We start from the raw sequence: 12,951 nt of genomic DNA on the forward strand, positions 1-12,951 counted from the left end.
AAGTAGAGACAAAGGAGTGGAGTCTTATGCAAAGACGATTTCTGATCCTATTAGTAGCCTTATTTACGTTAGGTGCTTTAGCTGCTTGTGGTTCTCAATCGAAAGAAGACGTCGTGAAGAAATTGGAGAAGCAAGCAGAAGAAATGGCTGGATACAAGACAGAAGCGAACATGAAGATGCGCACAGGTCAGGAAGAACAGAAGTATCATATCCAAGTGTGGCACAAGAAAGAGGACTTTTACCGTGTTAAGCTTGAGAATGACCAAGATGAGAAAGGAAGCCAGATCATCTTGAAGAACGACAGTGGGGTATATGTGCTCACACCAGCGTTGAATAAGAGCTTCAAGTTCCAAAGTGAATGGCCGCAGAATACAAGTCAGCCGTATTTGTACACGTCCCTGTTAAAAGATATCAAGACGGATGCGGATTCTAAGTTCACAGCCAATGAAAACTATTATGTGTTCGAAACGAAAACCAATTATCAAAACAATAAGACGCTGCCTTATCAGGAAATCTATTTTGACAAGAAATCTTACCAGCCGGTCATGGTCAAAGTATTCGATCAGGATATGAACGCCTTAGTAGAAGTGCAGTTCGCCAACTTCGCAAAAGATGATTCATTGAAGAAGGAAGACTTTGATGTCGATAAGAACATGGCTATGGCTCCGACAGAAGCGCCTGTTGCAAATATGGAAGGCGAAGAATTGACGGAGGTCCTTTATCCAGAGAACACGCTCGGAGCGGAATTGTCTGATGAAGTCGCTGTAAAAACAGATGACGGGCAGCGGATCATCATGACGTATGCAGGAGATAAGAACTTTACCCTCGTTCAAGAAAAGGCAGAAGTCCAAGCAGCAAGTGCTCAGTATTCCGTTCCTGTCAACGGCGATCCTGTTCAATTAGCGGATGGTGTCATCGGTGCGATGGAGCACAATCGGCTCGAGTGGAGCAGTAATGGAACGACGTATCAACTCGCTAGTGATGAACTGACAGAAGCGGAAATGGTCTCCGTTGCGAGCTCCATCAATAGTGATGCAGTAAAATAATGGGGGAGGAGCAGGCTTAACGGTCTGCTTTTATTTTCGTCTGACGCAATTCGGAATTGACACAAATGCCGGCTCGTTCAATAATAAAGGTTAAGAAAAATTGAGCGGAAGGAGCTAAGGCGTTGTCAATTGAAACCTTTTATCGTGATTCGTGGGCTGAGGTCGAACTATCAGCCATCGATTTCAATATAAAACAACTGAAAGAAATATTGCACGAAGAAACAGATGTTTACGCCGTCGTAAAGGCCAATGCATACGGTCATGGAGACGTGCAGGTGGCTCAACAGGCACTGGAATCAGGAGCAAGTGGATTGGCTGTTTCTTTGTTGGATGAAGCGTTGAAATTAAGAGAAGCAGGGATCGATGCGCCTATTCTCGTCATGGGATGGACAAGACCGGAAGATGCTAAATTAGCAGCTGAGCAGGATATCGCTGTCACCGTTTTCCAACAAGAGTGGTTCGCCAAAGTGAAAACCAGTGCCCTCTCGAAGCCTTTGAAGCTTCATATGAAATGGGATACGGGCATGGGGCGGATCGGCATCCGCTCGACTGACGAGATGGATGAGATTTTATCCTATATCAAAGAGGACTCTCGTTTCGTACTCGAAGCAGTGTTTACCCATTTTGCGATGGCAGATGATGAGGATCTCACCCATCAGTCCCAGCAAGAACAACGGTTTCATGAATTATTTTCACATTTTGAAAGGGTTTGGCCTGAAAATGTCGAAATTCATACAGGGAACAGTGCTGCAAGTATGAGATTCCCGGAACGGATGAAACACTTCGTCCGCTTCGGAATCAGTATGTATGGATTATATCCATCTTCGATCGTCAAGGAAGAACGGCCGATCGACTTGAAGCCAGCCTTTTCTTTGCAGAGTCAGCTGATTCATGTGAAGAAAATAGATGCGAATGAATCGATCAGTTATGGTGCCACTTATAAAACGGCGGAACCAGAGTGGATCGGCACAGTTCCGCTTGGGTACGCTGATGGATGGATCAGAAAATTGCAAGGAATGGAAGTGCTCGCAGGCGGGAAGCGCCACCCGATTGTCGGAAGGATTTGCATGGATCAATTCATGATTCAGCTTGATGACGAATATCCTATAGGGACAAAGGTTACGTTAATAGGTAAACAAGGCGATTCTGAGGTCACGGTCGATGAGGTAGCGGATTACTTGGAAACGATAAATTACGAAATACCTTGCATGATCAGCTACCGTGTACCGCGTATGTTTATGAGAGGTGGACAGATGGTGGAAGTGGATAACCCGCTATAACCATTGAAGTCCATATGTTAGACAATTCTCCCTATCATAGGATAGAAGGCAACAGGATGAACGAAAAAATTCCAACACTCCTTTGCAATAGACACTCCCGTTTGATAAGATTAGAGTGGACTAATTGACTGGTTTCTTTTGAGAGAAGATGGTGGAGGTGTATGGTTTTGTCCGACAGCATGCAGGAGATTGTCATCCGGATTCCGGATAACCTACTCAATGAAGTGGATGGCTTCATTCAACTCGATAACAGTGATCGGAGCGATTTCATGTGTCAAGCAACTAAAATGTATTTGCGTGAGAAGAAACAACGGCATATAAGAGAATCCATGCGTAGAGGCTACATGGAGATGGCAAAAATTAATTTAAACATCGCTTCAGAAGCGTTTCAGGCTGAAGAGGAGGCAGAACACACCCTGGAGCAATTAGTGGGCGGGGTGTGAAGCCAGTGATAGTCAAACGAGGAGACGTTTATTTCGCTGATTTGTCCCCGGTTGTGGGATCAGAGCAAGGCGGGGTTCGTCCTGTACTAATTTTACAAAATGATATCGGTAATCGTTTTAGCCCCACAGTAATCGTCGCGGCGATTACAGCGCAGATACAAAAAGCCAAACTTCCTACTCACGTTGAAATTGATGCAAAAAAATATGGGTTTGAACGAAACTCTGTGATCCTATTGGAACAAATCAGAACGATTGATAAACAACGTTTGACCGACAAGATCACTCAGCTAGATGATCCAATGATGCAACAAGTGAACAAAGCCTTGCAGATCAGTCTTGGCTTGATTGATTTTTAGAAAATAATAAAGATTAAGAGACGTACTTTCACATCCTCTCAAACAAAAATAAAGCTACCTGCTTCGGGTAGCTTTATTTTTTTTCACATACTAGTTTATAATGGATATAACACGGGAAAAAAACGATGGTACATTTTGAAAATAAATTTGAAAAGGGTCATCGGTATATTCATTCGTGTTTTTTTGTTAACATTATATCTAAATACTAAACGAACGATAATTTTTTAGTAAAGGGCTAAGGCGGAGGGTCAGTTTAATGAATAAAAAGATAAAGAACGTAGTGCTTGACCACAGCGATGCGATCGTAAAGATGTGGTTGGAGGAGTTCGACTCAAATAAGGAGAATGATTACACCGCGACGATCTCGGATGAAATGTTCGAAAGTACGAACAGAGAGTTCGTCAATGTCATTTTTTCAAGCATCGAAAACCAAGGGCTTTCTACCGATCTCGATGATTTCTCTGAAAGATTGATCAACCTCGGTTGGCCTTTAAGTTATTTGACGGATGGTATGCAAGTGTTCCGTCGTGTCATCACGGATTATATACTTAAGCAATCGGACAAAGTAGACACTGATTATTTTTCCGAAATACTTAGGGAAGTAGATGGTTGGGTAGACCCGATTATCAACCGTCTGATCAATGAATATTCAGGAAGTTGGGAGCACATTGTTTCCTTGCAGCGTGTCGCCCTTCAGGAATTGTCGGCACCTTTGATTCCGGTGATGGAGAATATCACGATCATGCCATTGATCGGAACCATCGATACAGAACGGGCGAAATTGATCATGGAGAACCTGCTTGATGGCGTCATCAAACACAATGCGGAAGTCGTGCTGATCGATATCACAGGCGTTCCGGTCGTAGACACCATGGTCGCACACCACATTATCCAAGCTGCAGAAGCGGTTCGCCTGATCGGATCTAGATGCATCTTAGTCGGCATCCGACCAGAGATTGCACAGACGATCGTTAATTTAGGTATAGACCTCGGGAAATTCCCTACGAAAAGTTCATTGAGAAAAGGATTCGAAACCGCACTTGAATTAACCAATCGTCGCATTGAAGAAACACAGAACAATGATGAAGATATTGAGAAACTAATCGATTCGCTAGATGGGGAGTGAAAAGCTTGAGAATACCTATATTGAAGCTTCACAATTATTTGCTAATCTCAATACAGATTGACTTAGACGACCAAACAGCTATTCAGTTCCAAGAAGACCTGCTTAGCAAAATTCACGAAAACGGTGCCTCAGGTGTCGTAATCGACCTTACTTCTGTTGATATTATCGACTCATTCATCGCTAAAGTTTTAGGGGATGTAGTCACAATGTCCGATTTGATGGGGGCGAAAGTTGTCCTTACCGGGATTCAACCAGCTGTCGCCATGACATTGATCGACTTAGGTATTCACATGCAAGATGTCCCAACTGCATTAGATCTAGAGCAAGGGTTGATCAAACTTCGTCAGGAATTGGAGGAGTAGCCATGGACTTCCAATCCTGTGTCAATATTAAGAAGGAGTGGGATATCGTAGGGGCACGTCAATTGGGAAGAGACATTGCTAGAAAGATAGGTTTCGGAACGGTTGACCAAGCAAGAATAGCCACTGCTATATCTGAATTAGCCAGGAACATCTATTTATATGCAGGGACAGGTAAGGTGTGTTTTGAAGCGCTAGAGGAAATCGACCATAAAGGCATTGCGATTGTTGCCATTGATAATGGTCCTGGAATACAGGAGATTAGCCAAGTGATGGAAGACGGGTTCTCAACATCTGGAGGACTTGGAGCTGGACTCCCTGGAGTGAAACGTTTGATGGATGAATTCAACATTCACTCGGAAGAAGGGAAAGGAACTGAAATCAGAGTAGTTAAGTGGCTCCGTTAAAGGAGGTAAAAAAGATGAGTACATTGAAGCTTGATCTGGAAAACTATAAGGAATTGCTAAAAGAGTATATTCGAACGAAGGACGAACAGGCCCTTTACCAAGCTGAGCAATTCAGTAAACAATCGATGCAGCAGAAGATTTCACCCGATGAAATCATAAACGTACACATCCAATCATTACAAGAAATGTACCCGGAAATGCCGGATTATATTCAAGCTTCGTTAAATTTCCTATTAGAAACCATGATTTCTTATGGGGTGGCTTATCAAGAACACCAGTCTTTACGAGAGAAACAGCTGGAACTGAAGTCAGAAATATCGGTAGCGGCAAATATGCAGAAAACACTCTTATCGACCGTGAAACCTGAAATCGATGAAATTGAAATTGGTGCGTTGAGCGTGCCGGCTAAACAAATGAATGGAGACTACCACCACTTTGTGTATGACGATCAAGGAACACTAGGGATTGCCGTTGCGGATGTCATCGGCAAAGGAGTTCCAGCAGCCCTTTGTATGTCCATGATCAAATATGCGATGGATAGTTTCCCTGAAATGCGTATGGACCCAAGCGGCATTCTGAGCAGCTTGAACCGTGTCGTTGAGCGAAATGTTGATTCGAGTATGTTCGTTACGATGTTTTACGGGTCTTATGATTCGAGAGATCATACGTTTTCTTATTCATCTGCCGGGCATGAGCCTGGGTTTTATTATCACCAAGACAAGGATGAATTTGAAGAAATCGACGTTCCTGGTCTAGTATTAGGTGTTTCAGCAGAAACATCCTATACCCAGTACAAAAAGAAAGTGGAAAAAGGCGATATGATCATCTTGCTGACAGATGGTGTGACGGAATGCCGTCAAGGCGATCGGTTCATTGAACAGGAAGAAGTGCTGAGTGTCATTAAATCGTACGCCCACCTCCCAGCTCAAGAAATTGTCGATCAGGTCTATAAATACTTTGAACGACTGCAGGACTTTTACTTGCGTGATGATTTCACATTGATTGTTTTAAGACGGAATGTTTAAGAGTGGAAACCAAAGGGTAGTGTATGTTGATTGACTTTTTTAGGAATAACAGGAGGATTATCAGATGAACTTAACCATAGATGTTTCCAATAAAGAAAATACAGCTTATTTAACTCTTGCAGGAGAAGTAGATGCCTTTACAGCACCAAAACTGAAAGAAACGATCCTACCTCTTACGAGAGAGGAAGGTCAAACCGTAGAAGTCGATTTTGCGAATGTTGACTACATGGATTCAACAGGTTTAGGCGTATTTATCAGTGCTTTGAAGTCGACGAAGGAACATAACTCGGAGATGAAGCTGGTTCATATGCAGGAACGTGTGTATCGTTTGTTCAAGATTACAGGGTTGACCGAAATTATAAACATCGAGTCTACAGTACAAGGTGGAATGTAATAATGGAATCATTTGATTTTGTAGAAGTGAAAGTGCCGGCAAAGGCGGAGTATATCGGTGTCGTCCGTCTGAGTATATCTGGAATTGCAAATCGAATGGGATTTACTTTTGAAGATATCGAAGATTTGAAAGTGGCGATTTCCGAAGCGATTACGAATGCCGTCAAGCACGCGTATAAAGAAACGGGTGAGGGCGAGATTACAATCGGATTCGGTGTTTATGATAATCGTCTGGAAGTCATGGTTGCTGACCACGGTGGAAGCTTTAATTTAGGAGAGGTCAAAGAGGACATCGGTCCCTACAAGCAGGATGATGATATTGAAGAACTCAGAGAAGGTGGGTTTGGTCTGTTCCTCATTGATGCACTCATGGATAAAGTAGAAATAAATAGTAAATATGGGGTGATTGTTTTAATGACAAAATATCTCCATGAAACTGAGGTGGGTCAAGATGGCGACCAAATCTCAACATCACAATGATGAAGTATATGAATGGATCGAGCATTTACAAGAGTATCCTAGAGACGAAGCGATCCAAGAGAAAATCGTACTTGTCTATAAGGACTTGGTCGAATCCATCGCCAGAAAATACTCAAAGAATAGCACCATTCACGAAGATTTAGTCCAAGTAGGGATGTTGGGATTGCTGGCAGCGATCCGTCGTTATGATCCTGACTTCGGTAAATCGTTTGAATCGTTTGCCATCCCGACAATCATCGGAGAAATCAAGCGCTTTATACGTGATAAGACTTGGAGTGTCCATGTTCCGCGTCGAATCAAGGAGCTTGGTCCTAAAATCAAGAAAACCTCTGAAGAGTTGACGAGCATGCTTCAACGCTCTCCGTCGGTAAAAGAAATCGCCGATTACCTCGAGGTGTCTGAAGAAGATGTACTTGAGACGATGGAAATGGGCAAAAGTTATAAGGCCCTCTCTGTTGACCGTAAGATAGAAGCTGATTCAGATGGTAGTACAGTGACCATCCTCGATTTGATCGGAAACGCAGATGATGGCTATTCGAACATCGATCAGCGTATGCTTCTGGAGAAAGTGCTACCGATTCTGAGTGAACGTGAACAAGAAATCTTGCAGTGCACATATTTTGAAAATATGAGTCAAAAGGATACTGGTGAGCGGCTTGGCATCTCGCAAATGCATGTTTCCCGACTACAACGACGAGCGCTTCGTAAGTTGAGAGAAGCGTTACAAGCAGAATCCATCGAGGCTTTCTAGTGGCAGAAGAACAAAAACATATCAACTTGTCTGTGTACCAGAAGGCGAAAAAAGGAAACTACTATTGCGGGGATAGTTATTTTTACAATGAAACGGATGAAGCCTTTGTCTGTGCTATAGCTGATGGGTTAGGCAGTGGAGAAATGGCTCGAGAATCATCCAAAGCCGTCATGGAAATGATTGAAGATTACCCAAATCTCACCATTGAGTCACTTGTCGCGAAATGCAACGAGGCATTAGTCGGTAAGCGCGGGGTGGTCCTCGGAATACTTCGGGTCGACTATAAATCCCAGACCTATTCCTATTCCTCAATTGGCAATATCGGAATTATCATTGTCAATTCGGAAGGAAAAAAGAGTCGAAATATCCCTTTGGCCGGTTACTTAGCTGGTTTTCCTCGGAAGCTCAGGGTAACCAATGGAAAAGTTGAGAAGGGTATGAAATTCTTAATGTTCTCGGACGGTGTCAATGACCGACGCTTCCCGTTGAATCGTATTCATACAGATGCGGTAGATGAAATCATTGAGCAATATAAAGAACTCTATGGCCATTCAAGGGATGATGATACAACACTGATTGCCATGGAGTACGAATAAAGAAGACCTTATTCTTATCATATAGAATAGGGTCTTTTTGTGTAGGATCCCGTGGATGAGGCGAAGTAAACAATAGGATAATTTGATACAATATAGAAGAGATGTCACCTGAGGAGGTCTATTTTTGAGTGAATTAGAACACAACACGGAACTCATTAAACTGGTTGCCAAGCAGTCTGGTTTAAACGAGAAACCCGTGAAACAAGTCATCACATTACTTAATGAAGGAAACACCGTGCCGTTTATTGCCCGCTACCGTAAAGAATTGACCGGTGGGTTAGATGAGGTACAAATCAAATCAATAGAAGACCAGTGGGGTTATGTACAAAACCTTACGCAAAGAAAAGAAGAAGTTATACGCCTGATCGAAGAACAAGGGAAGTTGACGGACGAATTAAAGAAAGAAATCGAATCCTCTACGCAGCTGCAGAAAGTTGAAGATCTCTATCGTCCATATAAGCAAAAGAGAAGAACGAGAGCTACAATAGCGAAAGAAAAAGGGTTAGAGCCTTTAGCAGAGCAAGTGTGGAAACAGAAGGACTTTGATTTTCAGCAAGAAGCCAAACGTTTCTTCTCCGATGAGCATGAACTCACAACCATTGAAGATGTCCAAGCAGGTGTCAACGACATATTGGCAGAATGGATTTCGGATGAACCGCAATACCGTGAGCAAATCCGTAAACAAACATTCCAAAAGGGAACCATCGTTTCATCTGATAAAAAATCAGAGGACGATGAAAAAGGGATCTTCGAAATGTACTATGATTACCAGGAGCCTGTACGCTCCATAGCGTCACACCGTGTACTCGCGCTGAACCGTGGGGAAAAAGAAGGGGTTCTGAAGGTTTCTGTTCACCCTCCAGAGGAGTCCATTGTGCAGTGGTTGGAGAGACAAGTGATTCACCGGTCTACTGTCGAGGCGATCCGCTCTCTCATGACAGAGGCGATTCAAGATGCTTACAAACGTCTGGTCCAACCGTCGATTGAGAGGGAAATACGCAATTCTTTATCTGACCAAGCAGAAGAGCAAGCAATTGAAGTGTTCTCAAGTAACTTGCGAAGCTTACTTCTTCAACCGCCGTTGAAAGGAAAAGTCGTCCTAGGGCTCGACCCCGCTTACCGGACGGGTTGCAAATTAGCAGCGGTCGATGAAACAGGGAAAGTGCTTGAGATCTCTGTCATCTATCCAACAGCCCCACGAAACGATGTGGCAGGAGCTGAAAAGACCATTTTATCCTTCATGAAAAAGCATCCGATTGAACTGATGGCAATCGGAAATGGGACAGCTTCCCGTGAAACAGAGCAATTTGTCGCGAATATGATTCAGAACCACAATCTTGACGCTTCCTATATGATTGTCAACGAAGCAGGAGCAAGTGTGTATTCTGCATCTAAACTGGCACGTGATGAATTCCCTGACTTGAAAGTAGAGGAGAGAAGTGCCGTTTCGATCGCACGTCGCGTTCAGGATCCACTAGCTGAACTCGTGAAGATCGATCCGAAATCCATTGGTGTCGGACAATACCAGCACGATGTAACACAGAAGAAATTGAATGCCTCCCTTACCTTCGTTGTAGAAACAGTAGTGAACCAAGTAGGGGTGAACGTCAATACAGCTTCTTCCTCATTGTTGCAATATGTATCTGGACTTAGTAAGTCTGTCGCCAATAATGTTGTGAAGAAGAGAGACGAGGTCGGGAAGTTTACGAAGCGCTCAGAGTTGAAAGACATCCCGCGCCTCGGTGCGAAAACCTATGAACAAAGTATCGGTTTCTTAAGAATCCTTGATGGTAAGGATCCACTTGATCGGACCTCGATACACCCAGAAAGTTATAAAGCTACACGTGCCTTATTGAAGAATCTTGGATCATCGGTGGACGATCTAGGTAGTGATGAGTTAGAAGCAAAGGTGAAGGCAATCGATCAAAAAGCGATGGCTGATGAATTAGGTATCGGAGTGCTGACGCTCGAAGATATCATCAAATCCTTAGTTCAACCAGGGCGCGACCCTCGTGATGACTTACCTAAGCCCTTGCTCAAGACCAATGTTCTTTCTATGGAAGATTTAGAACAAGGGATGGAGCTGGAAGGTACAGTCCGAAATGTTGTAGACTTTGGAGCATTTGTAGATGTAGGAGTCAAACAGGATGGGCTTGTCCATATTTCGAAGTTATCCAACCGGTACGTGAAGCACCCGATGGATGTGGTTTCCGTCGGTGATGTGGTCACTGTGTGGGTAGACCAAGTAGATATACAAAAGCAGCGAATCGCATTGACGATGTTGCCTCAAATTTAAACAAAAAAACCTGGGAGTCTCGAACTTCCGGGTTTTATTTATGAAGGTGCTGATAATAATACCAACACTGATTCAGCATCTTAATCTGATATTTATCTTTATTGAGAAACGCTTTAGACATTTGCTTAACCAACCATGAAGGCATCAGTCATCTTTCCCTTCCGTGATTTTAGGTATGTATGATACAGTATGCAAAGAAACGAGGAGGTGTTACCAATGTCTTTCGATACCATTGATTTGCAAAACTGGACGAACCGGATTTCGAATATGTATTTTGAGAAACCCTTCATCCACCGAGTGGTCTTCAATCCCAGGCTTCGAACGACAGGAGGACGCTACATCCCATCAAAGCGTGTGATTGAATTGAATCCTAAGTATTTGCATGAACTAGGCGAAGACGAATTCGAAGGGATCATCAAACACGAACTCTGTCATTATCATTTGCATATTGAAGGGAAGGGATACGGTCATAAAGACCCTGAGTTCAAAGAATTGATGGAACGAACGGGATCGCCGAGGTTTTGTCAGCCATTGCCTTCACAAAAGCAGCGGGCCAGCCATCGCTACGTCTGTGTTACGTGTGAACAAGAGTATGTTCGAAAGAGGAGAGTGGATACGTCTAAGTATCGATGCGGGAAATGTAAGGGGAAATTGAAAAAAATATAAAGAAACCATTGACGAAAGACATAGAGCGTGTTAAATTAATTAAGTCGCAACAAAACAAGTCAACAACAGCAAAACAATAATATTTTTTGCAAAAAAAGGTTTGACATCACGCTTTAAATATTATAAGATATAAATCGTCGCTGATAACGAAACAGCGCACATCGCAACGGAGACAAGCTTTCCAAGCGATACACCTTTTATTATTCCAACGTAGCTCAGTGGTAGAGCAATCGGCTGTTAACCGATCGGTCGTAGGTTCGAATCCTACCGTTGGAGCCATTACGGAGAAGTACTCAAGTGGCTGAAGAGGCGCCCCTGCTAAGGGTGTAGGTCGCGTAAGCGGCGCGAGGGTTCAAATCCCTCCTTCTCCGCCATTATTCATTTCATAATGGCCCGTTGGTCAAGTGGTTAAGACACCGCCCTTTCACGGCGGTATCACGGGTTCGAATCCCGTACGGGTCACTTTAATTACATAGGTCCGGTAGTTCAGTTGGTTAGAATGCCTGCCTGTCACGCAGGAGGTCGCGGGTTCGAGTCCCGTCCGGACCGCCATTATATGTTTGGGCCATGGCCAAGCGGTAAGGCAACGGTTTTTGGTACCGTCATGCGCTGGTTCGAATCCAGCTGGCCCAGCCATTTTTCTTTGCAGAAAGAGTTGACAAACACTCTAGAAAATTATATGATGTTTCTTGTGCTTTTAAAACAAGAACTGCCATCAACGATTTATAGATTGAGAGTTTCACATTAAGTAGGAGCCATTTAGTACAAACGCTTAATAAAGCGAAGGCATCTTACTACATGACGAGCCATTAGCTCAGCTGGTAGAGCATCTGACTTTTAATCAGAGGGTCGAAGGTTCGAATCCTTCATGGCTCACCATTTTTTGCGGGTGTGGTGGAATTGGCAGACACGCTAGATTTAGGATCTAGTGCTTCACGGCGTGGGGGTTCAAGTCCCTCCACCCGCACTTTCCAATCTACCATGATTAGCATTCATACATTTGCGGTCGTGGCGGAATCGGCAGACGCGCTAGGTTGAGGGCCTAGTGGGGGCAACCCCGTGGAGGTTCAAGTCCTCTCGGCCGCACTGAAATCTTTTTAAAAAAAGTCCTTGCGTTAAACCGAAACAAATGATACAATAGAAATTGTCGCTTTAAATGCGCCCGTAGCTCAATTGGATAGAGCGTCTGACTACGGATCAGAAGGTTAGGGGTTCGACTCCTCTCGGGCGCGCCATTTTTTTCTTGCGGGAAGTAGCTCAGCTTGGTAGAGCACTTGGTTTGGGACCAAGGGGTCGCAGGTTCGAATCCTGTCTTCCCGACCACCCGAGTTACTTACTTAATAAATCTTAATATGCGGGTGTAGTTTAGTGGTAAAACCTCAGCCTTCCAAGCTGATGATGAGGGTTCGATTCCCTTCACCCGCTCCATTTATTTCAGAATTACCATTGGGGCCTGTAGCTCAGTTGGTTAGAGCGCACGCCTGATAAGCGTGAGGTCGGTGGTTCAAGTCCACTCAGGCCCACCATGAACATTTGATCTTTGAAAACTGAACGAACCAACCAGTACGTCAAGATATTCTTTCTATTATAGAAGGAATTCAAACAAGCACATTCGGTGTGCAAATGAGCAAGTCAAACTTCAACTTTTATGGAGAGTTTGATCCTGGCTCAGGACGAACGCTGGCGGCGTGCCTAATACATGCAAGTCGAGCGCGGGAAGCGAGCTG

At 43.8% G+C, this 12,951-nt stretch carries 15 protein-coding genes, 12 tRNA genes and 1 rRNA gene; 27 read left to right on the forward strand and 1 reads right to left on the reverse strand.

Annotated elements, in window-relative coordinates:
• The first annotated feature begins 26 nt into the window (after window positions 1-26).
• The 13 genes from H0266_RS18035 to H0266_RS18095 all read left to right on the forward strand — a co-directional run bounded on the left by H0266_RS18035 (window position 27) and on the right by H0266_RS18095 (window position 10,558).
• Complete coding sequence (locus tag H0266_RS18035) at window positions 27-1,046, forward strand: LolA family protein (RefSeq protein ID WP_181473845.1); 1,020 nt, start codon at window positions 27-29, stop codon at window positions 1,044-1,046.
• A gap of 122 nt (window positions 1,047-1,168) precedes the next feature.
• Complete coding sequence (gene alr, locus H0266_RS18040) at window positions 1,169-2,326, forward strand: alanine racemase (protein WP_181473846.1); 1,158 nt, start codon at window positions 1,169-1,171, stop codon at window positions 2,324-2,326.
• A 161-nt stretch (window positions 2,327-2,487) separates the two neighbouring features.
• On the forward strand, window positions 2,488-2,769 hold the full coding sequence (locus H0266_RS18045; protein ID WP_079477086.1) for a CopG family ribbon-helix-helix protein: 282 nt from the start codon (window positions 2,488-2,490) through the stop codon (window positions 2,767-2,769).
• Window positions 2,770-2,774: 5 nt separating this feature from the next.
• Window positions 2,775-3,125, forward strand: coding sequence for a type II toxin-antitoxin system PemK/MazF family toxin (locus tag H0266_RS18050; protein WP_181473868.1), 351 nt, complete (start codon window positions 2,775-2,777; stop codon window positions 3,123-3,125).
• Window positions 3,126-3,381: 256 nt separating this feature from the next.
• Window positions 3,382-4,251 (forward strand): RsbT co-antagonist protein RsbRA, encoded by an 870-nt coding sequence (locus H0266_RS18055; protein ID WP_181473847.1) that lies wholly within the window; start codon window positions 3,382-3,384, stop codon window positions 4,249-4,251.
• 5 nt (window positions 4,252-4,256) lie between these two features.
• Window positions 4,257-4,613 carry an STAS domain-containing protein gene (locus H0266_RS18060; RefSeq protein ID WP_079477084.1) on the forward strand — a complete coding sequence of 119 codons (357 nt, stop codon included), beginning with the start codon at window positions 4,257-4,259 and terminating at the stop codon, window positions 4,611-4,613.
• Between the two features lie 2 nt (window positions 4,614-4,615).
• A complete protein-coding gene (locus tag H0266_RS18065; protein WP_181473849.1) occupies window positions 4,616-5,017 on the forward strand; it encodes an anti-sigma regulatory factor in 402 nt (133 codons plus the stop codon).
• A 14-nt stretch (window positions 5,018-5,031) separates the two neighbouring features.
• On the forward strand, window positions 5,032-6,042 hold the full coding sequence (locus H0266_RS18070) for a PP2C family protein-serine/threonine phosphatase (protein ID WP_181473850.1): 1,011 nt from the start codon (window positions 5,032-5,034) through the stop codon (window positions 6,040-6,042).
• Window positions 6,043-6,106: 64 nt separating this feature from the next.
• A complete protein-coding gene (locus H0266_RS18075; RefSeq protein WP_181473851.1) occupies window positions 6,107-6,436 on the forward strand; it encodes an STAS domain-containing protein in 330 nt (109 codons plus the stop codon).
• Window positions 6,437-6,438: 2 nt separating this feature from the next.
• Window positions 6,439-6,915: an anti-sigma B factor RsbW gene (gene rsbW / locus H0266_RS18080; protein WP_220127330.1), complete on the forward strand. Its 477-nt coding sequence runs from the start codon at window positions 6,439-6,441 to the stop codon at window positions 6,913-6,915.
• Window positions 6,887-7,666: an RNA polymerase sigma factor SigB gene (sigB, locus tag H0266_RS18085; RefSeq protein ID WP_181473852.1), complete on the forward strand. Its 780-nt coding sequence runs from the start codon at window positions 6,887-6,889 to the stop codon at window positions 7,664-7,666. The genes rsbW and sigB overlap by 29 nt, the downstream gene beginning before the upstream one ends.
• On the forward strand, window positions 7,666-8,262 hold the full coding sequence (locus H0266_RS18090) for a SpoIIE family protein phosphatase (protein ID WP_181473853.1): 597 nt from the start codon (window positions 7,666-7,668) through the stop codon (window positions 8,260-8,262). The genes sigB and H0266_RS18090 overlap by 1 nt, the downstream gene beginning before the upstream one ends.
• A 124-nt stretch (window positions 8,263-8,386) precedes the next feature.
• A complete protein-coding gene (locus H0266_RS18095; RefSeq protein WP_181473854.1) occupies window positions 8,387-10,558 on the forward strand; it encodes a Tex family protein in 2,172 nt (723 codons plus the stop codon).
• A gap of 34 nt (window positions 10,559-10,592) precedes the next feature.
• Here the strand turns inward: H0266_RS18095 and cmpA are convergent, their stop codons facing one another.
• The gene (gene cmpA, locus H0266_RS18100; RefSeq protein WP_181473855.1) at window positions 10,593-10,703 is read right to left on the reverse strand and encodes a cortex morphogenetic protein CmpA; all 111 of its coding nucleotides are present in this window, start codon (window positions 10,701-10,703) and stop codon (window positions 10,593-10,595) included.
• 71 nt (window positions 10,704-10,774) lie between these two features.
• Between cmpA and H0266_RS18105 the strand changes: the two genes are divergently transcribed.
• The 14 genes from H0266_RS18105 to H0266_RS18170 all read left to right on the forward strand — a co-directional run.
• Window positions 10,775-11,224 carry a SprT family protein gene (locus H0266_RS18105; protein WP_181473856.1) on the forward strand — a complete coding sequence of 150 codons (450 nt, stop codon included), beginning with the start codon at window positions 10,775-10,777 and terminating at the stop codon, window positions 11,222-11,224.
• 204 nt (window positions 11,225-11,428) lie between these two features.
• A tRNA-Asn gene (locus H0266_RS18110) sits at window positions 11,429-11,503 on the forward strand.
• A 4-nt stretch (window positions 11,504-11,507) separates the two neighbouring features.
• A tRNA-Ser gene (locus tag H0266_RS18115) sits at window positions 11,508-11,598 on the forward strand.
• Between the two features lie 16 nt (window positions 11,599-11,614).
• Window positions 11,615-11,686, forward strand: a tRNA-Glu gene (locus H0266_RS18120).
• Window positions 11,687-11,699: 13 nt separating this feature from the next.
• Window positions 11,700-11,776, forward strand: a tRNA-Asp gene (locus H0266_RS18125).
• Window positions 11,777-11,785: 9 nt separating this feature from the next.
• A tRNA-Gln gene (locus H0266_RS18130) sits at window positions 11,786-11,860 on the forward strand.
• A 167-nt stretch (window positions 11,861-12,027) separates the two neighbouring features.
• Window positions 12,028-12,103: transfer RNA gene (locus H0266_RS18135), tRNA-Lys, on the forward strand.
• A gap of 6 nt (window positions 12,104-12,109) precedes the next feature.
• Window positions 12,110-12,191 (forward strand) — tRNA-Leu (locus tag H0266_RS18140).
• A 35-nt stretch (window positions 12,192-12,226) separates the two neighbouring features.
• Window positions 12,227-12,310, forward strand: a tRNA-Leu gene (locus H0266_RS18145).
• 72 nt (window positions 12,311-12,382) lie between these two features.
• Window positions 12,383-12,459, forward strand: a tRNA-Arg gene (locus H0266_RS18150).
• Between the two features lie 11 nt (window positions 12,460-12,470).
• Window positions 12,471-12,547 (forward strand) — tRNA-Pro (locus H0266_RS18155).
• A 31-nt stretch (window positions 12,548-12,578) separates the two neighbouring features.
• Window positions 12,579-12,652 (forward strand) — tRNA-Gly (locus H0266_RS18160).
• A 21-nt stretch (window positions 12,653-12,673) separates the two neighbouring features.
• Window positions 12,674-12,750 (forward strand) — tRNA-Ile (locus tag H0266_RS18165).
• 119 nt (window positions 12,751-12,869) lie between these two features.
• Window positions 12,870-12,951, forward strand: a 16S ribosomal RNA gene (locus H0266_RS18170); the annotation flags it as partial.

It is taken from the genome of Halobacillus locisalis (assembly GCF_013694105.1).
Lineage (GTDB): Bacteria > Bacillota > Bacilli > Bacillales > Halobacillaceae > Halobacillus > Halobacillus locisalis.